The following is a 22,129-nucleotide window of genomic DNA, read 5'->3' as shown; positions in this document are numbered from 1 at the left end:
TGTGCTTTGGGTTTTTTCATTAACGATTCTGATGTGAACAGAACGAAAGAAAAAAGCCATGACATCGAGGCTGAGACTACACAAATCGTCGGGGGACGTTCATGTTGCGATTATCTTCACTTTCTATGCGATACAGGTTTGCGTTGGCGCTGATGCCATTGTTGATTGCGTTGTTATGGTTCTCTTCTAACGGCATGCTGGAGCGCCGACAGGCAGAGCGGGAAATGGCGCAGTTTTCGCAGTTACTGACACTGGCGGAGTATGCGGGGAATGCCGCACACGCGGTGCAGCGCGAGCGCGGTATGAGTTCCGGTTATATCGGCAGTAAAGGGCAGAAATTCGCCACGTCGCTGCGTGATCAGCGGCTTGAAACGGACAAAGCGCTGGCCATCTTGTGGCAAGGCTGGGCGGCGTTGCCGCAGAACGAGATATCGGGCGTGATTGCACAACGCCTGAACACGCTCAAGGCGCGCCAGCAGGGGCTGTCTGCACTGCGTGCGCAGGTCGATACGTTTTCACTGCCGACGTCGCAGGTCGTGGGCTGGTACACCGCCAATATCAGCGACATGATCGCCGTGGTGGGCGACATGGGCAATCTGGTGACGGAAGGGGAATTGGTGACGCGCGTGGTGGCGTATTACAGCCTGCTGAACTTCAAGGAACAGGCGGGCATCATGCGGGCGCTGTTGTCGGAAGTTTTTGCAGTGGATCGGTTCGGCGCCGGGCAGTATGAGCGGTTTAGCCAACTGGTGGGGATGGAAAATGCGTATGGCGCGGTGTTTAACCAGTTTGCGCAGCCGACGCTTAAACAGCGGATGCGGGATGGCCTCAACAGCCCCGATGCGCAGCCTGCGATCGCCATGCGTGATCTGGCGTTTGCCAAAGCGGCGACCGGTGGGTTTGGTGTGAATGCGGATGAATGGTTCAAGCAGCAGACGGTGCGTATCGATCAGTTGAAGGCGATCGAAGATGCGGCGGCGGAAACATTGCTGAGTTTTGCCCAACAACTGGAGCACAGTGCGAAACAGAGTTGGTACGCCTATCTGGTCGGGATGATCGTGGCGTTGGCGCTGGCATTGCTCTTGGCGGTACTGGTGGTGCGCAGCATTTATCGGCAGATGACCTCCACGCTGCAAACCATTGATGAAATGGGGAATGACTTGACCCGCCGGCTGTATGTACCGGGTAACGATGAGTTGTCGCAGTTGAACCGGGCTTATAACCGTTCGTTGGAAAATATTGAGCGCATTGTTTGCTCCATTAAGAAAAATGCCAGTCTGGTGGGGCGTGCCAGCAATGACATATCACAGGGAAATCAGGATCTGGCCCAGCGTACCGATGCTCAGGCGGCGTCTCTGGTCGAGACGGCAAGCAGTATGGAGCAGATTTCCAGTGCGGTGAAACAGACCGCAGATTATGCGGCGCAGGCATCGGCGTTGATGCAGAGCATGGAAGAGCGGATCGCGCTGGCGGAGCAGATTTCCCGGCAGGCCAATGACGCGATGGCGCAAATCCAAAACTCCAGCGCACAGATGTCGCAACTGACAGGGGCGATTGACTCCATCGCCTTTCAGACCAATTTGCTGGCGTTGAATGCGTCGGTCGAGGCAGCCCGAGCCGGTGAACAAGGCAAAGGGTTTGCCGTCGTAGCAACGGAAGTACGTAATCTGGCGCAGCGCAGTGCGAGCGAATCACAACGTATCCGGGAACTGATTTCCGCCAGTATTGAACAGGTTCGCTCCGGCGTCATGCTGGTGGACAGCAGCAGCCAGACCATGCGCGAGATCATGACCAGTTCCGCGCAGGTGCGGGATTTTGTCAGTGATATCGCGACGGCGGCGCGTGAACAATCGCTGGGCGTCGAGCAAGTGCACCAGGCACTTAACCAACTGGAACGGGTGACGCAACAGAATGCCACCCTGGTTTCACAGGCGGCTGACGCCAGCCAATTGTTGGATCGGCAGGCCAGCGATATGCGGGAAACCGTCGACCGCTTTGTGGTCACGGATGAGGAACAACACAACGCATTGCCTGTCTACTAAGCCAATGAAACGACGGTCAGGCGCGGTAGCGCGCCGCCGTCGATGTCACAAATGTCGTCACGATATTTTTCAGCATCGGCTGCAGTTCGGCGGCTTTGTCCGCATCCCAGTCGAATGGCGCCAGTTCACTCATGTAGTTGCATTGAGCCAGCTCCAACTGCATGGCGTGCTGGTGTTGATCCGGCTGTCCATAGGCGCGGGTGATATGGCCGCCTTTGAAACGACCGTTCAGCACCCAGCTCCAGCGTTGCTGGGGCTGGCATAACGCCCGCAGCGCTTCTTCCGCCTCGATCGAACAACTCAAACCGCCGTTGGTGCCCAGATTCAAATCCGGTAAGCGCCCTTCGAACAAACGCGGGATCTGCGAGGCGATCGAGTGGGCGTCGAACAGACAGGCGTAACCGTGTTGCTGCCTGATGCGGGCCAGTTCCTGGATGATTTTCTGGTGGTAAGGCTGCCAGATATCCTGCAGATAACCCGCGCGAACGGCGGATGTCGGGGTTTTCCCCGGCAGAAACGCCGGCGTGCCGTCGAACAGGATATCCGGGAACAGACCGGTGGTTGCGGTGGCGTACAGCGGTTTGTCGTCGGCGGGGCGGTTCAGGTCGATAACGAAGCGGGAATAGCGGGCAATCAGCACGCTGGCGCCCATCTCCTGTGCGAACTGGTACAGCCGGGGGAGGTGCCAATCGGTATCCGGCAAGGGTTTGGCCGCGTCGCTCAAGGCATCGGCCACTTCCGACGTCAGCGCCGTCCCGGCGTGCGGGATGCTCAGCAACAACGGGCCATCGCCCGGAATAAAAGTGAATGCGTCCATTAACGGGGTTCTCCACGAAAAATGGTGGTACAGGGAAGTTGACCGCCCAGCCAGTAAACCAGCTCCGCCGGGTGCGCAAGCGGCCAGTGGACAAAGTCCGCCACTTTCCCCACCTCTAACGAACCGTGGCTGTCTTGTAGACCCAGCGCGCGAGCGGCGTGCAGCGTGACGCCCGCCAATGCCTCTTCCGGCGTAAAACGGAACAGCGTGCAGGCCATATTCAGCATCAGGCGCAGCGACAGCGCCGGCGATGTACCGGGGTTGCAATCGCTGGCGATGGCCATCGGTACGCCATAACGACGGAATAGCTCAACCGGCGGGCATTGCGTTTCCCGCAGCAGATAGTAGGCGCCGGGCAGCAGGACGGCGACGGTGCCCGCCGCGGCCATCGCGGCCACATCCTGTTCGGTGGCGTATTCCAGATGGTCGGCGGAGAGCGCCTGAAAGCGGGCGGCCAGTTCGCTGCCGTGCAGGGAAGACAGCTGTTCGGCGTGCAGTTTGACCGGCAGACCAAGCGCCTGCGCCGCTGTAAACAGCCGCTCGACGTGCTGCGGGCTGAAGGCCAGATGCTCGCAGAAAGCATCGACCGCATCGGCCAAGTGTTCCTGCGCGACTGCGGGCAGCAGCGACTGGCAAGCCTGTTCTATCCAGGCATCCGGTTGCCCCCGGTATTCAGGCGGAATGGCATGGGCTGCAAGACAAGTCGAGACGACGTGTACCGGCTGCTGCTGCGCCAGCGCGCGGATAACCCGGAGCATTTTCAGCTCGGCGGCGACGTCCAACCCATAACCGGATTTGATTTCAATCGTGGTGACGCCCTCGGACAATAGCGGGCGCAGGCGGGCCAGCGCCGAATGCAACAGGCTGTCGTGGTCGGCCTGACGGGTGGCGTTGACGGTGGAGAGGATACCGCCGCCCTGGGCGGCGATGTCGGCATAACTGGCGCCGTTGAGTCGTTGTTCGAATTCATGGCTGCGATTACCGCCAAACACCAGATGGGTATGGCAATCAATCAAACCGGGGGTAATGATCCCGCCGCCGAAATGGGTGACGCGCTCAGCGTGTATCTCCGGCATATCAGCGTGCGCGCCAAGCCAGACAATCCGGCCTGCGTTAACCGCCAGCGCGCCGTCTTCAATGATGTGATAACAGCCGTTACGCAAAGTCACCAGATTGGCGCCAAGCCACAGGCTATCGCAGTTGAGCATCATAGTCGTTCCTGGTTTTATAATCTTGTATAGACAACTTATACGCCCGCCGCGGTTTTCGGCAAGTCGCAATCGAATAGGAGTTTCTTATTTTCCACCCGCATGACGACTTGCGGCGGCGTGTCATGATAAAAAAGCGCTATGTCATTCAGCGCCTACTTTGGTGTATAGGTAAGTCTATACAACCTCACGACAGGATTTTCCCATGACTGCTTTCTTTGCTCCTCGCGCATTATTGCCGCAAGGCATGGCGCGCAATGTCCGGCTAGATGTGGACGCGCAAGGCTATTTGCTGGCGGTAACGCCGAATGCGTCGGCGGAGGGGGCGCAAATGCTGGCGGGTACGGTGCTGCCCGCCATGGTTAACCTGCATTCTCATGCGTTTCAGCGGGCGATGGCCGGGCTGGCGGAGGTCGCCGGCCATCCGCAGGACAGCTTCTGGACCTGGCGCGATCTGATGTACCGGCTGGTGGGTAAGTTGACGCCGGAACAAGTCGGCGTCATCGCCACCCGGCTGTATATCGAGATGCTGAAAGGCGGTTACACCCAGGTGGCGGAGTTTCACTATCTGCATCACGATGCGCAGGGCAAACCCTACCGCGACCACGACATGCTGCGCCAACTGATGGCGGCGGCGAAGCTGGCGGGCATCGGTCAAACGCTGTTGCCGGTGCTGTACCGCTACAGCGGGTTTGGCGCGCAGGCGCCGACGCCGGGGCAGCAACGTTTTATTCAGGATGTCGATCGCTACCTGCAACAACTGTCCGCACTGGCGGCGCTCACCCGTGATGACGCATTGCTCAATCATGGCGTCTGTTTCCACTCGCTGCGGGCGGTCAGTCAAAACCAGATGGAAGACGTACTGGAAGCCACTGACAGCACGTTGCCGGTACATATCCATATCGCTGAACAGCAGAAAGAGGTGGACGACTGCCTGCGCTGGAGCGGTGAGCGGCCGGTCAACTGGTTGTTGAACCGGTTTGCGGTGGATGGCCGCTGGTGTCTGGTGCACGCCACCCAACTTGATGATCGTGAACGAACCTTGCTGGCGCAGAGTCTGGCGGTGGCGGGGCTGTGTCCGACCACCGAGGCCAACCTGGGCGACGGCATCTTTCCGTTGGATCGGTATGTGGAGCACGGCGGGCGCTGGGGGATTGGTTCCGATAGCCATGTCTCGGTCAGCGTGCTGGAAGAGCTGCGCTGGCTGGAGTATGGCCAGCGACTGCGTGATCGTCGGCGTAATCGGGTCGTCACGCCGCAGCAGCCTGCGGTCGGTAATGTGCTTTATCAGCAAGCCGCACAGGGTGGCGCACAGGCGTGCCGCGTGCCGGTGGGGGAACTGAGCGCGGGCTGGCGGGCGGACTGGCTGGTACTAAAAGATGACGCCATGCTCGGTTCGGTGCCGGACGACGCGGTGTTGAACCGCTGGTTGTTCGCCGGCGAACGTCAGCAGATCCGCGATGTCTGGGTGGCGGGCAGTCAGGTCGTTGCCAAAGGGCGGCATGCGCTGGATGACGACTATGACGCCCGCTTCGTCGCGGTGATGCGTAGCTTGCAGGAGACGGCATGATGAAACGGTTTTCATTGCAGCACCTGCCGGTCAGCCGTTGGAAGAACGGCGGCGGAGAAACCCGCGAGATCTGCCGGATTGCCGCGCCGCAGGGCGATTTCGCCTGGCGTGCCAGTATCGCGACGTTGTCGCAGGATGGCGCGTTCTCCCTGTTTCCAGGCATTGACCGGGTGATTACGTTGCTGTCCGGCGAGGGCGTGGCGTTGCAGGCGGAAGACTGGCGGCATGCGTTGCGCTGCCATCAACCGTTTCGCTTTACCGGCGAGCAGGCGATTGTCGCCCATCTGCGCGGCGGCGAGAGTCTGGATTTCAACATCATGACCGATCGTCGTTATTGCCGGTCGCAGGTGGAGGTGGTTCACACCCGTGCGACGCCGCCAGCCGATTGCGGCGGCGTCGCCTATGTGTTGTCAGGGGATTGGCGATGCGATGGCGCGGTTTACACCCCGGGGGATGGCGCATGGTGGCTATCGCATGGCACCTGCTGGATGCCGGCGGGTGACGCCGGTGCGCTGTTGCTGACGACGATTCATCCGAGCTAAACGGCGCTCCGCCTGCCGGCGTGATATCGCCCGGCCACGCCATCGCGCCGTAGCGCATGCACAATAGTTGGGCGCTGTCGTAGTGCGGCGCACCTCAGAACGACGCTTTCCCTCCCGGATTTTCATCGCAAAACGCGCCAGATCGGCGCGGCTCCTGACGTTGGCGCTGGCTGTAATCATGGCCCGAATCTTGCTCATTAATTATCGTTGTATATACATGTCATGACTTTATCAACGTGATATCAGGGGAATGCAATGAAACAACGGCATCTTTTTCGACAGGCAATGGCGTTGGGGTTACTGAGTGTGACTGTGATGTTTGGTGCAAGCGCGCAGGCCAAAGAGTGGAAGACAGTAACCATCGCGACGGAAGGCAGTTATGAACCCTGGAATCTGACTTTGCCGGGCGGCAAGCTGGGCGGATTCGAACCGGAGCTGATGGAGATTCTGTGTCAGCGGATGAACCTGCAATGCAAGCTGGTGGTGCAAAACTGGGACGGCATGATCGCCGGGCTGCAGGCCGGCAAGTTCGACGTGATGATGGATGCCATCGTGATTACGCCGGAGCGTAAGCAAGTGGTTGATTTTTCTGTTCCCTATGCGTCCACCCCCGCCAGTTTCATTACGCTGAAAGGTAAGCCGGCGCTGCCGGTGGAAGCCGGTCAATCGATGATTAAGTTGGCGGACGACCCGGCGCAGATCGCCCCGGCGGTGGCCGGTCTGCGCGGAGCGTTGCAGGGGAAAACCATCGGTATCGCATCCGGTACCGTGTATACCCCCTTCATCGATAAATATTTCAAGGATATCGCTACGGTACGGGAATACACCGCGTCCGCTGATGCCATTCTGGATCTGCAGGCCGGGCGTATTGATACGGTATTTGATGACGTTACGTTCGCCAATTCCATGATGAGCAAGCCGGAAAACAACAACCTGACGCTGGGCGGCCCACAACTGACCGGCCCTATTTGGGGGGATGGCGAAGCGCTGGGATTCCGCAAGACCGACCCGGAGTTGAAGGCGAAGTTTGATGCGGCCATCAAGACCGCGCTGGCCGACGGAACGGTGAAGACGCTGAGCGAAAAATGGTTCAAAACGGACGTGACCCCCTGAGGTTGAGGAGTCGGTATGCTGACCCTGTTAGGTTTCAGTGAACGGGGGTGGGGCGGCCTGTTGTTGATGGCCGCATTAACCACTCTGTGCCTGACCGTTGCGGCTCTGCTCATCGGTTCGTTGGTCGGCGCGGCGGTAGCGGCGGCCAAGCTCTCGTCGCGCCGCCGTTGGCGCGTGGCGGGTGAAATCTACTCCGTGGTGTTTCGCGGGATCCCGGAATTGTTGATCATCTATCTGTTTTATTTCGGTGGTTCCGGCGTGCTGACGCAGGTGGGGCGTTGGTTCGGCGCCGATGGCTTTATCGAATTGCCGCCGTTTCTGATCGGCGCGCTGGCTATCGGGTTGATTTCCGCTTCATACCAGGGGGAGGTGTATCGCGCCGCCCGCCTGGCCGTCAATGCCGGAGAATTGGAGGCCGCGCTGGCGATGGGGATGCCGGCCTGGCGCCGGGCGTACCGGATTCTGTTGCCGCAGGTGGCGCGCTATGCGCTGCCGGGGTTGTCCAACGTCTGGCAGATGAGCCTAAAGGATTCCGCGCTGGTGTCCGTGACCGGCATTGTCGAAGTGATGCGCGCCAGCCAGATGGCTGCCGGATCGACGCGGCAGTATTTCCTGTTTTACCTTGCTGGTGCGGCCATTTATCTGATTCTGACAGTGTTTTCCAATATCTCGTTCGCTCGTCTGGAACAGAAAATGTCTCAACCACACCAGCGTCGAACGCACCAGGAGACGATATGATCGATGTCGCGTTTCTGACGCAGACGTTCCTGCGGTTGGCGTCGGCGCTGCCGGTGACGCTGGGGCTGTTTTTCGCCTCATTTGCTATCGGCGCAGTGCTGTCAATATTGTTGGTGGCGATGCGGGTCAGCGCCAACCGGCCGCTGCGTGGGTTTGCCCGCGGTTACATGCTGATTTTTCGTGGCACGCCGCTGCTGATTCAGCTGTTTCTTCTCTACTACGGGCTGGGGCAGTTCAGCATGGTTCGTAACAGCGTGCTGTGGCCGCTGCTGCGGGAGCCGTTTACCTGTGCGGTATTGTCGCTGGCGCTGTGTACTGCCGGTTATACGGCGGAAATCCTGCGCGGCGCGCTGCTGGCGATACCCGTCGGGCAGATTGAGGCCGGTCTGGCGTGCGGCATGTCGCGCTGGCTGCTGCTGCGGCGCATTATTGCGCCCGTCGCCTTGCGCTATGCGTTGCCGGCTTGGTCTACCGAGGCGATTTTGCTGATCAAATCCACCGCGCTAGCCAGTCTGGTGACGGTATGGGATGTCACCGGCGTGGCGCAGCAAATTATCCAACGTACTTACCGCACCATGGAGGTGTTTGTTTGCGCCGCGCTGATCTATCTGTTGCTGAATTTCATTATTGTCAGAGCGTTCGCCTGGCTGGAGCGTACCCTGACCCCCAATCTGGCCGCTGCCGCATCAGCTGTATCCGGGAGAAAACATGAGTAAAACGGCCCCTATTACCTTGTCGATGATTGATATCCACAAGTCGTTCGGCGCGCTGGAGGTGTTGAAGGGCATCTCGCTGGATGCGCGCCAGGGCGAGGTTATTTCGCTGCTGGGCGCCAGCGGGTCAGGCAAGAGTACCTTTTTGCGTTGCATCAATCTGCTGGAAACGCCGGATTCGGGGACGGTGGCGGTCAGCGGCGAGATGATCACCATGAAGCGGCATAAGCACGGCCATCAGATCGCGGCCGATCGCCAGCAGGTAGAACGTTTACGTACTCGACTGGGCATGGTGTTTCAGAATTTCAATCTGTGGAGCCACATGACGGTACTGCAGAATGTGATTGAAGGCCCTTTGCACATATTGAAACGTTCCCGTGCGGAGTGTATTGAACGAGCGGACGCGCTGTTGGCGAAGGTTGGGTTGTACGAGCGGCGGGATTTTTATCCGGTTCAACTCTCCGGCGGCCAGCAACAGCGGGTGGCGATCGCCCGGGCGTTGTCGATGGAACCGGAGGTGATGTTGTTCGATGAACCGACTTCAGCGCTGGATCCGGAACTGGTGGGGGAGGTGCTTAAAGTGATGCGTGGGCTGGCTGAAGAAGGGCGCACCATGCTGGTGGTGACGCATGAGATGGGGTTCGCCCGCCATGTGTCGAACCGGGTAGTGTTCATGCAGCAAGGGCGCATTGACTGTGAAGGCTCCCCTGACGCCATGTTCGGCGGCGAGAGTTCGCCGCGTTTTCAGCAATTTATCGCCAGTCACCGGGTGGTGTAGGAAGGTCGTGACATGAACGCAGAAGTTTGCTGGGGGGATAGCGCGCTGTCGTGGCGCGAACTGGTACAGGTGGCGCGCTATGGCGCGCGTCTGAGTCTGAGCGAAAACGCCTGGCGGCGTATCCGTCAGGCGCGGCAGATTGTGGATCAGATAGTGAGCAGCGGTACGCTGGCCTATGGGGTAAATACCGGACTGGGCGCCTTGTGCAACGTCACGCTACCGATATCGGAACTGGCGACCTTGTCCCGTAATACTCTGTTGAGCCATGCCTGCGGCGTGGGGCCGCGATTGCCGGTCGAGCAGACCCGCGCCATCATGGTCGCCGCCATCGCCAATTACAGCCATGGCAAGTCGGGCATTCATCCCGACATTGTGCAGGCGCTGCTGATGCTGTTGAACCAGGGCGTCACGCCGTGCGTACCGTCGCAGGGGTCGGTGGGGTATCTCACCCATATGGCGCATGTCGGGTTGACGCTGATCGGTGTGGGTGAGGCGGAATGGCAAGGCGAGGTGCTGCCCGCCGCCGATGCATTGCAGCGTATCGGCGTTATGCCGATTCAGCCGGGCGCGAAAGACGGGCTAAGCCTGGTGAACGGGACGCCCTGCATGACCGGGCTGGGTTGTCTGGCGCTGGATGATGCCTGTCGCCAGTTGGATTGGGCGGATATCACTGGCGCGATGAGCTTCGAAGCGCTACGCGGCCAGATCGTGGCGTTTGACGCCGAGGTGCTGGCGCTCAAACCCAGCGCCGGCGTCCAGCAGGTTGGGCAACGTTTGCGTTCCTTGCTGGACGGCAGCCGGATCGTGGCGGAAAACGAAGGCATCCGCACTCAAGACGCACTGAGCCTGCGTTCTATCCCTCAGATTCATGGCGCTTGTCGCGATCAGTTCGATTCGGCGGCGCAGCGTATCCAGATGGAACTGAACGCCGCCACCGATAACCCGTTGGTGCTGGGTGTGCCGGAACAATGGCGAGTGGTGTCGCAGGCCAATCCGCACGGCGAGGCGGTGGCGCTGGCGGCGGATAGCCTGGCGCTGGCGTTGTGCGAGCTGGCGGGCGTGGCGGAGCGGCGGCTCGATCGCTTGATCAATCCGCTGGTAAGCGGGCTGCCGCCGTTTCTGGTCAGCCAACCGGGCGTGAACTCCGGCATGATGATCGCCCAGTATGTCGCGGCCTCGCTATGCGGTGAGAACCGACAGCTGGCGCAGCCGGCGGTGATCGACAACTTTGTGACTTCCGGTTTACAAGAGGATCACCTCAGCATGGGTACTCCGGCGGCGCTCAAGCTGTTGAAGCTGACGGAAAATGTCTGGCATGTGCTGGCGATAGAGTATCTGCTGGCCGCGCAGGCGCTGGACTTCCTCGGGCCGGATAACGCGGGCCGCGGGACCGGGCAGGCATGGCGATTATTGCGCGAGCAGGTGGCGAGTTGGCAGGACGACCGCTGGCTGGCGCCGGAGATCGCGCGCGCCGTCGCCGTACTGAAACAGCAGAGTCCGGCGCGCATCGGTTAAACAACCAGGCGACGATGCCGCCTAGTTGTTGCTGGCAAAGCGCCCAAACAATTGGTAGCGCGAGCCGGGATAGAGCAATCGCGCGGATGTCACCACCCGCGAGCCGTGCCAGGTACGGCGGCGGATCAGCAGGCAGGGCTCATGGTCGCCGAGCGCCAGCAAGTCCCGCTGGGCGGTTTCGGCGGCGACGGCCTCCACCCGATGTTCGCCGGCGGTTAACGGCGCCACGCGGGTCAGGTAGCTGTGCGGCGTCTCGCGCGTGAAGTCCTGCTGCAGATAGTCCGGCGCCAGCGAGGGGTTGACGTAGCGCAGTTCCAACTGCACCGGCACGTCGTTTTCGTAATGCACAATCTGCGAGTGAAACAGCGGTTGGCCGGGGGATATTTCCAGCTGAGCCGCCTGATCGCCGTCGGCGGCGAGCGATTCCAGCACGATCACCCGGCTGCTGTGGCGGTGGCCGCGAGCGGCGATTTCATCGGCGATATTGTGGACCTCCAGCATGGCGGTATAGGCCTTTTGTTCGGCGACAAAGGTGCCGACGCCCTGCATTCGCACCAGATAGCCTTCGCTGGTCAGTTCCCGCAACGCGCGGTTGATGGTCATACGGCTTACGCCCAACTCATTCACCAGTTCGCTTTCCGACGGGATACGCTGGTGCGCCTGCCAGGCGCCGCTGCGGATTTGGCTGACGATCGCCTGTTTAACCCGCAGGTAAATCGGCGCGGGCACATCGCTCATGGCGGCGGCGAGTTGGGAGGCGGTTTGCGGTTCTGTCACGGTATCGTTCTCAACATCAATGGATACGTTGCAGTGTAGCCAACAACCGCCGTTCCTGTATAGACAAGCTACCTATGCCATTTACAGCGCACGGCGTCTGGCCGGTCAGCGGTACGGGCGGGGCACTTCGTAAACCAATATATTCCAATGTTTCAATGTGTTAGTGGTTGTGTTTTCCACTGGAAAAACAGCGCCTATGCCCTATGCTGACGACGGCTGCCGCTGATGGCAGCGACCGAGGCGTCCTTTCCGCACGGCACAGTGGTCGGTGCCGGATCGATAATGGCTATGCAGGAGTCCGTACAATGAAAAAAGGGTGGTTACTTTTGCTCACGCTTTCCGCGTTTTCCGTCCAGGCCAGTCTTAAAGTCATCAGCACCCCCGGCGTTAAGGCCGAGGAGGTCGACAGCGTCAAAATGTATTTCACCGGCGCGGTTAACCAACACAACATCACCGAGCTAACCACCGCGCTGGATGAGGCCAACATGCGGTTCAAAAACGCTCAGGCGATTTATCTCTACATCAACAGCAGAGGGGGAGAGATGGACAGCGGGCATTCCGGTTATCTGGCGATCCGCAGCTCCCGTATTCCCGTGACCACGGTCGATTTGTCCGTCGTGGGGTCGGCGGCGACCATGCTGTTTTGCGGTGCGCAGAACCGGGTGATGTTGAAAGACACATTAATCATGATTCATGCCCCCAAAGTAGGTATCGGGGAAAAAGAGGCGGCGCCGGACATGCTGGATAGCCATCATCAGTGGATGGACAACTACGTCGGGATGTTGAAAAACATCTACCGGGAGTGCACCTCGCTCAGCGATGACGAGCTGCGCCAGCGGCTCTACAGCGAGGATAACCACCTGTTTTTGAATAACCAGGATGCAGAAAAAATCAAAATCAGCACACGCACCGAGGACAAAATTCGTGCGGCGGAGGTGGTTTACTTTATCGATGACGATAATAGCTCGGCTAAAAATCCATCCTAAGGTTGGCTGAAAACGGTGCAATGCACCGTTTTGGCTCATGTTTGCGTCGCCCGGCGCGCCGGGATGCTGCGTCTGGAAGAGGCCGGTATCCAGCCGGGCACGCCTGTTCCGGCGATTATTGGGTGTTGATCCAAACTGGCATAGCCATTGCTTGTATAGACAAGATTATACACTTTGAATCACACCCTTCACGACAGGAGCAGGAACATGAGTGCAGCATTACGCCATGCCGGTTGGAAACTTTCCCTGATTGCCGTCTGTCTATCTGCCGCCCCGTGGGTTCATGCCGAAGAGACGCCGGTGGCGATCGGCATTTCTGGATGGATCGGCTTTGCCCCGCTGACGCTGGCGGATAAGGCGGGTATTTTTCAGAAACACGGCCTGAAGGTGGATTTGAAAATGATCCCGCAGAAAGACCGGCATCTGGCGGTGGCGTCCGGCGCCATCCAGTGCGCCGCTACCACGGTGGAGACCTATGTATCCTGGGCCGCGGCTGGCGTGAGGCTCAAACAGATCGTCCAGCTGGATAAATCCTACGGCGCGGACGGCCTGGCGGTACGCAACGATGTTAAAAGTGTGCGCGACCTGAAGGGGAAAACCATCGGTGTGGACGCGCCGGGTACCTCGCCTTATTTCGCGCTGGCGTGGATTTTGGATAAAAACGGCATGAGCATCAAAGATGTGAAAGTCGCCACCTTGTCGCCGCAGGCTTCGGCGCAGGCGTTCGTCGCCGGTCAGAACGACGCGGCGATGAGCTACGAACCCTACCTGTCCACCATTCGTCAACAGCCGGACAAAGGTAAAATTATCGCCACCACGCTGGACTATCCGATGGTGATGGACACCTTGGGTTGCACGCCTGACTTCCTGAAACAACACCCGCAGGTGGGAAAAGCGTTGGTGGAAAGCTATTTCGATGCGCTGGATATGATCAAATCCCAGCCGGACAAATCCTACGACATCATGGGCGCGGCGGTGAAATCGAGCGGCAAGGCGTTCGCCCAGTCGGCCCAGTATTTGCGTTGGCAGGATCGCGAGCAGAACCGCGTGTTCTTCAGCGGCGAGATCGCCAAATTCAGCGAAGAAGCCGCCAAGCTGTTGCTGGAGGCCAAAGTGATTCGCCAGAAACCGGATCTTTCGGCGCTGTATGACGCCAGCTATGTGAAATAAACCGATGAAGGAAGCGGATATGAACAGCCTTACCCGCACGGACGCGGCGCCCGCCGCCTTGCCGGATGCGCCGCGCCCTTCGCACCATCCGCTGATGGTGCCGCTGCGGCCGGTATCCTACCGCCTGCGTTGGACGTTGGGCGTCGGTTTTTTTGTACTGTTTTTCGGTATATGGGGCGGCGTGACGCTGGGCGGATGGGTGCCTGTCACCTTCCTGGCCGACCCGTTCACCATGCTGCGCGAAGGTGTGTTGCTGTTTACCGACTACGACTTCACTCAGGATATCGGCATGACGGTGATGCGGGTGGTGGCGGGGTTTCTGCTGGCGGCGCTGATCGGCGTGCCGTTGGGGATCCTGATGGGCGCCTACAAACTGGTGGAAGCCTTCTTCGAGCCGTTCGTCTCTTTTTGCCGTTATCTGCCTGCGTCCGCCTTCGTGCCGTTGCTGATCCTGTGGGCCGGTATTGGCGAAATGCAGAAGGTGCTGGTGATTTTTATCGGCTCGTTCTTTCAGATAGTGCTGATGGTGGCGGTCAGCGTCGGCACCGCTCGCCGCGATCTGGTGGAGGCCGCTTACACGCTGGGCTGTTCCAGCCGTAGCGTGGTGCTGCGGGTGCTGATCCCCGGTTCCGCGCCGGATATCGCCGAACTGCTGCGGCTGGTGCTGGGCTGGGCCTGGACTTATGTGATCGTGGCGGAGCTGATCGGCGCCTCCAGCGGTATCGGCCACATGATCGTCGACAGCCAGGCGTTGCTGAATACCGGGCAGATTATCTTCGGCATTATTGTGATCGGGGTGATCGGCCTGCTGTCGGACATGTTATTCAAGGCGCTTAACCGCCGGCTGTTTGCCTGGAGCGTGCGATGAAATACAGCAAATTATCGATTCGTCAGGTCGAGCGGGTGTTCACCAGTCCGAAGGGGGAACGGGTACAGGCGCTGCAACCGATCGACTATCAGGTGAATGAGAACGACTTCATCACCATTCTGGGGCCTTCCGGCTGCGGCAAATCGACGCTGTTGCGCATTATCGCCGGGCTGGACGCGCCGGATCGCGGCGAAGTGTGGCTGGATGGGCGACTGGTGGACGGCCCCGGCGCCGATCGCGGCATGGTGTTTCAGAGCTATACGCTGTTTCCGTGGCTCACGGTGCGGGAGAACATCTGTTTCGGCCTGCAAGAGCGCGGCATCAGCAAGGCGCAGCAGCAAGCGCGCAGCGATTACTACATTCATCAGGTGGGGTTGCGCGGTTTTGAACATCACTATCCGCGCCAGTTGTCCGGCGGGATGCAGCAGCGCACGGCTATCGCCCGTGCGTTAGCCAATGATCCCAAGGTGTTGTTGATGGATGAACCGTTCGGCGCGCTGGATAACCAGACGCGGGTGATGATGCAGGAGTTGTTGCTGTCGGTGTGGGAAGCGTCGCGCAAAACGGTACTGTTCGTCACCCATGATATCGATGAAGCGATTTTCATGGCGAACCGGGTGGCGATTTTCAGCGCCCGACCGGGCCGGATCAAAGACGAAGTGGCGGTGGATTTTCCCTGGCCCAGAGACTATACCCTAAAGACCTCGCCGGCGTTTATGGCGCTCAAGGCGCGTATTACCGAAGAAATTCGCAGTGAGACCCTGCAGGCGCTGGCGCATTGACGCCGGGCCGTCCGACGCGGGAATCCATGCCGGGAGGCTGCGGATCTTCCGCGCTCCCGGTCAGCCGGAATAGGTTTGTGGCCGGGGCATGCGTTGGCCTAAGTCCGGCCGGCGGGGAAATGCAGGGGGCGGCGTTTCCGGTGGTGTGTCTCATGGCGCTTGCCGGATGCTGCATCGGCGTGTATCACTGACAGGGCCGCATTTTTTTTATTCATACTTGTATATACAGGATTAGATTATGTCGCACATCCCAAGTTATTGCCTGACGCCCGGCGCGGTGGATCTCGCCACGCTGCGCGCCATTTACCACGGCAATGTCACGCTGACGCTGGCGGAGCCGGCGCGCGCCGCCATTGAGGCCGCGCAGGAGACGGTGCAAAACATCGTGGCGCAGGGCCGGGTGGTCTACGGCATCAATACCGGTTTCGGCAAGCTGGCGCAAACGCGCATTCCGGCGGATCGGCTGGCGGAACTGCAACGCAATCTGGTGCTATCGCACAGCGTGGGGGTCGGCGAACTGTTGCCGGACGATGTGCTGCGTTTGGTGATGGCGACCAAGGTGGTCAGTTTGGCGCGCGGGCACTCCGGGGTACGGATGCGGGTGATTGACACGCTGCTGGCGCTGTTCAACGCCGGAGTGATGCCCTGCGTACCGGAAAAGGGCTCGGTGGGCGCATCCGGCGATCTGGCGCCGCTGGCGCATTTGTCGCTGATGCTGCTGGGGGAAGGCCAGGTACGGGTCAATGGCGCGCTGATCCCGGCGCGGGATGGGCTGGCGCTGGCCGGCGTCGAGCCGTTAGTGCTGGGGCCGAAAGAGGGGCTGGCGCTGCTTAACGGTACGCAGGTTTCCACCTCGCTGGCGCTGCGCGGGTTGTTCGAAGCGGAAAACGTGTTTGCCGCCGGTCTGGTGGCGGGCGCGTTGTCGCTGGAAGCCATCAAAGGGTCGGTCAAACCGTTTGACGCCCGTATCCATCAGGCGCGCGGCCAGGCCGGGCAGATCGCCGTGGCGGCTGCCGTCAGCGAGCTGTTGGCGGACAGCGAAATATTACAGTCGCATGTGAATTGCGGCCGGGTGCAGGATCCCTATTCCATCCGTTGCGTGCCGCAGGTGATGGGCGCCTGCCTCGACAACCTTAACCACGCCGCACGCATTTTGCAGATCGAGGCGAATGCCGCCTCTGATAACCCGCTGGTTTTCCCGGAAACGGAAGAAGTGATTTCCGGCGGTAACTTCCACGCCGAACCGGTGGCGTTCGCGGCGGATATTATCGCGCTGGCCGTCGCGGAAATCGGCGCCATTTCCGAGCGCCGCATGGCGCTGCTGCTGGACAGCGCGCTGTCCGGCCTGCCGCCGTTTCTGGTGAACGACGGCGGCGTCAACTCCGGATTCATGATTGCACAGGTCACTGCCGCCGCGCTGGCGTCGGAGAACAAATCGCTGGCTCATCCCGGCAGCGTGGACAGCCTGCCGACGTCCGCCAATCAGGAAGACCATGTCTCGATGGCGACCTACGCCGCCCGCCGTCTCGGCAGCATGTGCTTCAACACCGCCACCGTCGTAGGCATCGAGGCGATGGCCGCCGCGCAGGGCATCGATTTTCACCGGCCGCTGAAGAGCTCGCCGCTGCTGGAGCAGGAATTGCTGCAACTGCGGGAGCGGGTGGCGTTTCTTGATAGCGATCGCCTGATGGCGACGGATATTGAACGGATGCGTCAGTGGGCCGGCAGCGGCCGTTGGCCGACGCCTATCTTCACCTTGTTACCCAGTTATGCCGCTGTAGCGGCGCACGCCTGATAAGGAATTTGCCATGACAACTCAACCCACCGCTTTGGCCCGCGTGGTGCGGGCCCCGCAGGGAACCGAACTGCATTGTGAAAACTGGCTGATTGAAGCCGCCTACCGCATGATCCAGAACAACCTGGATCCGGATGTGGCGGAGCGGCCGGAAGATCTGGTGGTGTACGGCGGCATCGGCAAAGCCGCCCGTAACTGGCCGTGCTTTGACGCCATTCTCGCCAGCCTACGCGCGTTGAAGGCGGACGAAACCTTGCTGGTGCAGTCCGGTAAACCCGTGGGGGTGTTCCGTACCCATGCGGATGCGCCGCGCGTGCTGATCGCCAACTCCAACCTGGTGCCGCACTGGGCCACCTGGGAACACTTTCACGCGCTGGATAAGGCCGGGCTGATGATGTACGGCCAGATGACCGCCGGTTCCTGGATTTACATCGGCGCGCAGGGCATCGTGCAGGGTACCTATGAAACCTTCGCTGAAGCCGGGCGCCAGCACTATAACGGCGATTTGAGCGGCAAATGGATCCTCACCGCCGGCCTCGGCGGTATGGGCGGCGCCCAACCGCTGGCCGGGGTGCTGGCTGGCGCCAGCGTGCTGGCGGTGGAGTGTCAGGAATCCCGCATTGATTTCCGGCTGCGTACCCGCTACCTGGATTACAAGACCGACAGTATCGACGAGGCGTTGGCGATGATGGCCGACGCCTGCGCGCAGAAAAAAGCCATTTCCGTCGGCCTGCTGGGTAACGCCGCCGAGGTGCTGCCGGAGCTGGTGAAACGCGCCAACGCCGGGGGGCTGAGGCCGGATATCGTCACCGACCAGACCTCGGCGCACGACCCGCTCAACGGCTATCTGCCGATAGGCTGGAGCGTGGCGCGCTGGCAGCAGGAGCGCGTCGATAATCCCGATGCGGTGGTGAGCGCCGCCTGCGCATCCATGGCGGCGCATGTTCAGGCGATGCTGGATTTCTGCCATATGGGGATCCCCACCGTGGATTACGGTAACAATATTCGCCAGCGCGCTTTCGATGCGGGTGTCGAAAATGCCTTTGATTTCCCAGGCTTTGTTCCGGCGTATATCCGCCCGCTGTTTTGTGAAGGCAAGGGGCCGTTCCGCTGGGTGGCGCTGTCCGGCGACCCGGAGGATATCTACAAGACCGACGCCAAGCTGAAGGAGCTGTTCCCGGATAATCACCATTTGCACCGCTGGCTGGATATGGCGCGGGAGCGCATCGCTTTTCAGGGGCTGCCGTCGCGCATTTGCTGGCTGGGGCTGGGCGAGCGTCATCTGGCTGGGCTGGCGTTCAATGAAATGGTGCGCAATGGCGAGTTGAAAGCGCCGGTCGTGATTGGCCGCGACCATCTTGACTGCGGTTCGGTCGCTTCGCCCAACCGGGAAACGGAAGCGATGCAGGATGGTTCCGACGCTGTTTCCGACTGGCCGTTGCTCAATGCGCTGCTGAACACGGCGGGCGGCGCGACCTGGGTCAGCCTGCATCACGGCGGCGGCGTCGGGATGGGATTTTCCCAGCATGCCGGGGTGGTGATCGTCTGCGACGGCAGTGAGCAGGCGGATGTCCGGCTGGCGCGGGTACTGTGGAACGATCCGGCCACCGGCGTGATGCGTCATGCCGATGCCGGCTACGGCACCGCCAAGTCCTGTGCGGCGGCGCATCAATTGAATCTGCCGATGGTAAGTGAGTGATCGACGGCATTGGGTTTTGCGGTGACATCGCCGCAAACCATCGTCGCAAACCATCGTCGCAAACCATCGCCGTACATTCTGACGAAGAAACGTCGGCCTTCCCGGTTTTAGGTGGTGAGAAGGCCGACGGGGACTTTAGCCGAGATTCAGGTTGCAGGCTTTGACGAAGGCGGCGACGGAAGTCTGAGCATTGGCGGCGCTGGTGGCAAAGGTGGTTTTCTTCTCGCCGGCTTTAATACCGACGAGGATTTTGGTTTTGGCCGTTTTGGCCTGTTTCAGGACGGCAACGATTTTTTCCTTGTCGGTGGTTTTGCCCTGTACGTATTCATCATTGCGTTTTTGGTAGACGATCGGCAGGGTCACGACCTCGCCTTCATCGATCTTGATCAACAGATCGGCTGCCATATTGGCTTTAGCTTCTTTGAAGGCGCCTTTTTCGACATAGGCGAACGACAGGTCGTTTTTGTTGCATTCGAACATGAGGCCGTGCTGGGTGGATTTGTCGTCGGTCAATACCGCCATGGCGGCTTTTTTGCCGCCGGTGAAGACATCGTCTTCCACTTTGGTTTGCCAGGCGGCCAGCGTGGTGGCGGGCAGCAGTGCCGCCGACAGGAACATTGCGCTAATGAGTTTTTTCATGTTCTACCTTGTGTTTCCTACGGTTGTTTCAGGCGGTATGCGAGACCTTGAACGGTCAGGCATGTTCAAACCAGTCCCGATTCTGCTCGGCGATGGGGGTAATGGAGTGAATCATTTCTTGCAGGTGTATGTTCATGGCCTGTTCCACCGCGTTCGGGTCGCGGGCTTTCAGCGCATCGAAAATCACGTAATGTTGCTGGATGAGGCTGACCGGCGGCGATACCTGGCTCAGGCTCAGGAAACGCACTCTGTCCATGGTGGCCTTGATGGACTCGATGGTTTCCCAGGCCAGCGGGCAGCGGGCGATTTGCGTCAGTAGTTGGTGGAAATCGTCGTCCAGGCTGAGAAATTCCCGGATCTGCTCGTTCTGAGCCGCCAACTCCTGCCGCCGGAGGTTGTGCTCCAGCACCAGCAGTTGCTCGTCCGTTATGTATTCCGCCGCCCGGCGGACAATCGCGCACTCCAACGCCTGACGGATAAAACGGGCATCGGCGACGCGCTGTTCGGAGATTTTCATCACGAAGGTGCCGCGTTGCGGCAGTATTTGCACCAGTCCAGCTTCCGCCAGCTTGATAAAGGCTTCACGCACCGGTTGGCGGGAGACGGAAAAACGTGTCGATATTTCCTTTTCAGACAAGAGCTTGCCCGGTGGGATCGTGCATTCCACAATATCCTTGCGCAATACGCGGTAGATCTGCTGGTTGACAGGCTCGCTGCTGTTGATTTGAGAGTAGTTATCCATGCATCCATTGTGTATTTAAGCCGTTTGTCATCATGATACATGGTTAACCTGCGCCTTATCCATAAGGCGCATGATTTTCCCGCTATGTGAAAGTGAGGCTTAATGTGAAGGGGGCGCGCCGCAGGCGGCGGCGCGGATCGTCGGTTGCGCCTGCTAGGCTATAGCGCCAGCGAGCGCAGTGTGGCGTGAACGCCGTGATTGACCAGCGACAGAGAGTAACGGGTGACTGTCTGGACAAAGCGGCTGTCGTCGGGGAGATCACGGCCGAAAATGGCGTCCAGTGTCAGCAGCGCCCGGACGCGATCTGCGCCTTGCTCGCTGTGGTGGACGGTTTGCGCCAGCGTCTCTTTCAGCGGATCGCTGATCTCGATCGGCTTGCCTTGTTCATCAATGCCGTTGATATAGCGCATCCAGCCCGCGACGCCCAGCGCCAGCATCTCGAATTGGCTTCCATGCGCCAGATGCCAGCGGATGGAGTCCAGCATGCGCTGTGGCAGTTTCTGTGAACCATCCATGGCGATTTGCCAGGTGCGGTGTTTCAACGCGGTATTGCGATAGCGTTGCAGCAGTGCGTCGGCATAGGCGGCCAGATCAACCCCTTGTGTGCGTAAGGTTGGCGCCTGCTCTTGCAGCATCAAATGATGGGCTGCCTTCACCAGTGCTTCATCCTGCATACAGTCGCTGATGTGCGCATAACCGGCCAGATAACCCAGGTAGGCGAGAAATGAGTGGCTGCCGTTCAGCATACGCAGCTTCATCTCTTCATAAGGCAGTACATCCTGTACCAATTCGGCACCGGCTTTCTCCCAGGCTGGGCGCCCGTTAACAAAGTTATCTTCAATCACCCATTGAAGGAAAGGTTCACAGGCGACGCCCGCGGGATCAGCGACACCCAGCAATGATGTAATTTGTTCCAGTGTTTCGGGTGTTATCGCTGGCACAATGCGATCCACCATGGTGGATGGGAAGGTGACATGTTGCTCGATCCAGACTGCCAGCGCCGGATCGACCGCGTTGGCATAGGCCAGCACTACGTTGCGGGTAACGTGGCCGTTTTCCGGCATGTTATCGCAGGACATCACGCTGAATGCGGGGAGTCCCGCCGCTTTACGACGGGCGAGGGCGGCGACGATAACGCCGGGCGCTGATGCCGGTGCGTGCGGGTGGCTCAGATCGGCGGCAATCAGCGGGTGATCCAGCATCAGTTTACCGGTGGCCGGAGCATGGCAATACCCCTTCTCCGTGATGGTGAGCGAGACGATGGCGACATCCGCTTGGCTCATCGCCGTCAGTACGGCCTCGATGCCGTCCGTCTGGGCATGCAGTGCCTGTCGGACGACGCCGACCACGCGGCAACGCCAGGCTTCTGGCGACATTTCCGCGACACTGAACAGTAAATCCTGTTGTTGCAGGTCATCAATCTGTTGTTCGCCGCCGATCAGATTGACTTCGCAATAGCCCCAGTCGCTGGCGTGCTCCTTCGCCAGACGGTCGGCATAGACCGCCTGATGGGCGCGGTGGAAGGCGCCGAACCCCAGGTGGACGATGCGTGTTTTCAGTGTAGTCCGGTCATAATCGGGGACGACTACGTCCGGAGACAGATGAGATAACGAATCATTGGATAATTTCATTGTT

At 59.9% G+C, this 22,129-nt stretch carries 21 protein-coding genes; 14 read left to right on the top strand and 7 right to left on the bottom strand.

Annotated features, from left to right (window positions below):
- The first annotated feature begins 101 nt into the window (after window positions 1-101).
- Window positions 102-2,042, top strand: coding sequence for a methyl-accepting chemotaxis protein (locus DPA2511_RS13655; RefSeq protein ID WP_015854340.1), 1,941 nt, complete (start codon window positions 102-104; stop codon window positions 2,040-2,042).
- A gap of 16 nt (window positions 2,043-2,058) precedes the next feature.
- On the opposite strand, the gene hutG is transcribed toward DPA2511_RS13655, so the two are convergent.
- Window positions 2,059-2,859, bottom strand: a complete 801-nt coding sequence (hutG, locus tag DPA2511_RS13650; protein WP_015854339.1) for an N-formylglutamate deformylase — start codon at window positions 2,857-2,859, stop codon at window positions 2,059-2,061.
- Complete coding sequence (gene hutI / locus DPA2511_RS13645) at window positions 2,859-4,070, bottom strand: imidazolonepropionase (RefSeq protein ID WP_015854338.1); 1,212 nt, start codon at window positions 4,068-4,070, stop codon at window positions 2,859-2,861. Before hutI ends, hutG begins: the two co-directional genes overlap by 1 nt.
- Window positions 4,071-4,272: 202 nt before the next feature.
- Here hutI and DPA2511_RS13640 point away from each other — a divergent pair, with 202 nt between their 5' ends.
- Entirely contained in the window at window positions 4,273-5,637 is a 1,365-nt protein-coding gene (locus tag DPA2511_RS13640) for a formimidoylglutamate deiminase (protein ID WP_015854337.1), read from the top strand.
- Window positions 5,634-6,179 (top strand): HutD/Ves family protein, encoded by a 546-nt coding sequence (locus DPA2511_RS13635; protein WP_015854336.1) that lies wholly within the window; start codon window positions 5,634-5,636, stop codon window positions 6,177-6,179. Before DPA2511_RS13640 ends, DPA2511_RS13635 begins: the two co-directional genes overlap by 4 nt.
- Here DPA2511_RS13635 and DPA2511_RS24265 read toward each other — a convergent pair.
- The gene (locus DPA2511_RS24265; RefSeq protein WP_404821629.1) at window positions 6,105-6,305 is read right to left on the bottom strand and encodes a hypothetical protein; all 201 of its coding nucleotides are present in this window, start codon (window positions 6,303-6,305) and stop codon (window positions 6,105-6,107) included. The two genes, DPA2511_RS13635 and DPA2511_RS24265, sit on opposite strands and share 75 nt — an antisense overlap.
- 159 nt (window positions 6,306-6,464) lie before the next feature.
- On the opposite strand from DPA2511_RS24265, the gene DPA2511_RS13630 reads away from it, so the two are divergent.
- From DPA2511_RS13630 to DPA2511_RS13610, 5 genes are read left to right on the top strand one after another with little or no spacing between them, the layout of a single operon-like run.
- On the top strand, window positions 6,465-7,292 hold the full coding sequence (locus DPA2511_RS13630) for a transporter substrate-binding domain-containing protein (protein ID WP_035050248.1): 828 nt from the start codon (window positions 6,465-6,467) through the stop codon (window positions 7,290-7,292).
- A 15-nt stretch (window positions 7,293-7,307) separates the two neighbouring features.
- Complete coding sequence (locus tag DPA2511_RS13625; protein ID WP_015854334.1) at window positions 7,308-8,030, top strand: ABC transporter permease; 723 nt, start codon at window positions 7,308-7,310, stop codon at window positions 8,028-8,030.
- A complete protein-coding gene (locus DPA2511_RS13620) occupies window positions 8,027-8,746 on the top strand; it encodes an ABC transporter permease (protein ID WP_015854333.1) in 720 nt (239 codons plus the stop codon). Before DPA2511_RS13625 ends, DPA2511_RS13620 begins: the two co-directional genes overlap by 4 nt.
- The gene (locus DPA2511_RS13615; protein ID WP_015854332.1) at window positions 8,739-9,521 is read left to right on the top strand and encodes an ABC transporter ATP-binding protein; all 783 of its coding nucleotides are present in this window, start codon (window positions 8,739-8,741) and stop codon (window positions 9,519-9,521) included. The genes DPA2511_RS13620 and DPA2511_RS13615 overlap by 8 nt, the downstream gene beginning before the upstream one ends.
- 12 nt (window positions 9,522-9,533) lie before the next feature.
- Complete coding sequence (locus tag DPA2511_RS13610; protein WP_015854331.1) at window positions 9,534-11,036, top strand: HAL/PAL/TAL family ammonia-lyase; 1,503 nt, start codon at window positions 9,534-9,536, stop codon at window positions 11,034-11,036.
- Window positions 11,037-11,057: 21 nt separating this feature from the next.
- Here DPA2511_RS13610 and hutC read toward each other — a convergent pair whose 3' ends face one another.
- Window positions 11,058-11,813: a histidine utilization repressor gene (gene hutC, locus DPA2511_RS13605; protein ID WP_015854330.1), complete on the bottom strand. Its 756-nt coding sequence runs from the start codon at window positions 11,811-11,813 to the stop codon at window positions 11,058-11,060.
- Window positions 11,814-12,118: 305 nt separating this feature from the next.
- Here hutC and DPA2511_RS13600 point away from each other — a divergent pair, with 305 nt between their 5' ends.
- The 6 genes from DPA2511_RS13600 to hutU all read left to right on the top strand — a co-directional run bounded on the left by DPA2511_RS13600 (window position 12,119) and on the right by hutU (window position 19,113).
- The gene (locus DPA2511_RS13600) at window positions 12,119-12,799 is read left to right on the top strand and encodes an ATP-dependent Clp protease proteolytic subunit (protein ID WP_015854329.1); all 681 of its coding nucleotides are present in this window, start codon (window positions 12,119-12,121) and stop codon (window positions 12,797-12,799) included.
- A 207-nt stretch (window positions 12,800-13,006) separates the two neighbouring features.
- Window positions 13,007-13,969: an ABC transporter substrate-binding protein gene (locus DPA2511_RS13595; RefSeq protein ID WP_015854328.1), complete on the top strand. Its 963-nt coding sequence runs from the start codon at window positions 13,007-13,009 to the stop codon at window positions 13,967-13,969.
- Between the two features lie 19 nt (window positions 13,970-13,988).
- Window positions 13,989-14,837 (top strand): ABC transporter permease, encoded by an 849-nt coding sequence (locus DPA2511_RS13590; RefSeq protein ID WP_015854327.1) that lies wholly within the window; start codon window positions 13,989-13,991, stop codon window positions 14,835-14,837.
- The gene (locus tag DPA2511_RS13585) at window positions 14,834-15,619 is read left to right on the top strand and encodes an ABC transporter ATP-binding protein (protein ID WP_015854326.1); all 786 of its coding nucleotides are present in this window, start codon (window positions 14,834-14,836) and stop codon (window positions 15,617-15,619) included. The genes DPA2511_RS13590 and DPA2511_RS13585 overlap by 4 nt, the downstream gene beginning before the upstream one ends.
- A 238-nt stretch (window positions 15,620-15,857) precedes the next feature.
- Window positions 15,858-17,414: a histidine ammonia-lyase gene (gene hutH, locus DPA2511_RS13580; protein ID WP_015854325.1), complete on the top strand. Its 1,557-nt coding sequence runs from the start codon at window positions 15,858-15,860 to the stop codon at window positions 17,412-17,414.
- Between the two features lie 13 nt (window positions 17,415-17,427).
- A complete protein-coding gene (gene hutU, locus DPA2511_RS13575; RefSeq protein WP_015854324.1) occupies window positions 17,428-19,113 on the top strand; it encodes a urocanate hydratase in 1,686 nt (561 codons plus the stop codon).
- A 135-nt stretch (window positions 19,114-19,248) separates the two neighbouring features.
- Here the strand turns inward: hutU and DPA2511_RS13570 are convergent, their stop codons facing one another.
- The 3 genes from DPA2511_RS13570 to DPA2511_RS13560 all read right to left on the bottom strand — a co-directional run bounded on the left by DPA2511_RS13570 (window position 19,249) and on the right by DPA2511_RS13560 (window position 22,125).
- Complete coding sequence (locus DPA2511_RS13570; protein ID WP_015854323.1) at window positions 19,249-19,752, bottom strand: hypothetical protein; 504 nt, start codon at window positions 19,750-19,752, stop codon at window positions 19,249-19,251.
- Between the two features lie 55 nt (window positions 19,753-19,807).
- Window positions 19,808-20,494: a GntR family transcriptional regulator gene (locus DPA2511_RS13565; protein ID WP_015854322.1), complete on the bottom strand. Its 687-nt coding sequence runs from the start codon at window positions 20,492-20,494 to the stop codon at window positions 19,808-19,810.
- Window positions 20,495-20,652: 158 nt separating this feature from the next.
- On the bottom strand, window positions 20,653-22,125 hold the full coding sequence (locus tag DPA2511_RS13560; protein ID WP_015854321.1) for a mannitol dehydrogenase family protein: 1,473 nt from the start codon (window positions 22,123-22,125) through the stop codon (window positions 20,653-20,655).
- Window positions 22,126-22,129 lie beyond the last annotated feature (4 nt).

It is taken from the genome of Musicola paradisiaca NCPPB 2511 (assembly GCF_000400505.1).
In the GTDB taxonomy this organism is placed as follows: Bacteria; Pseudomonadota; Gammaproteobacteria; order Enterobacterales; family Enterobacteriaceae; genus Musicola; species Musicola paradisiaca.
This window is presented reverse-complemented; position numbering and strand designations above follow the sequence as displayed.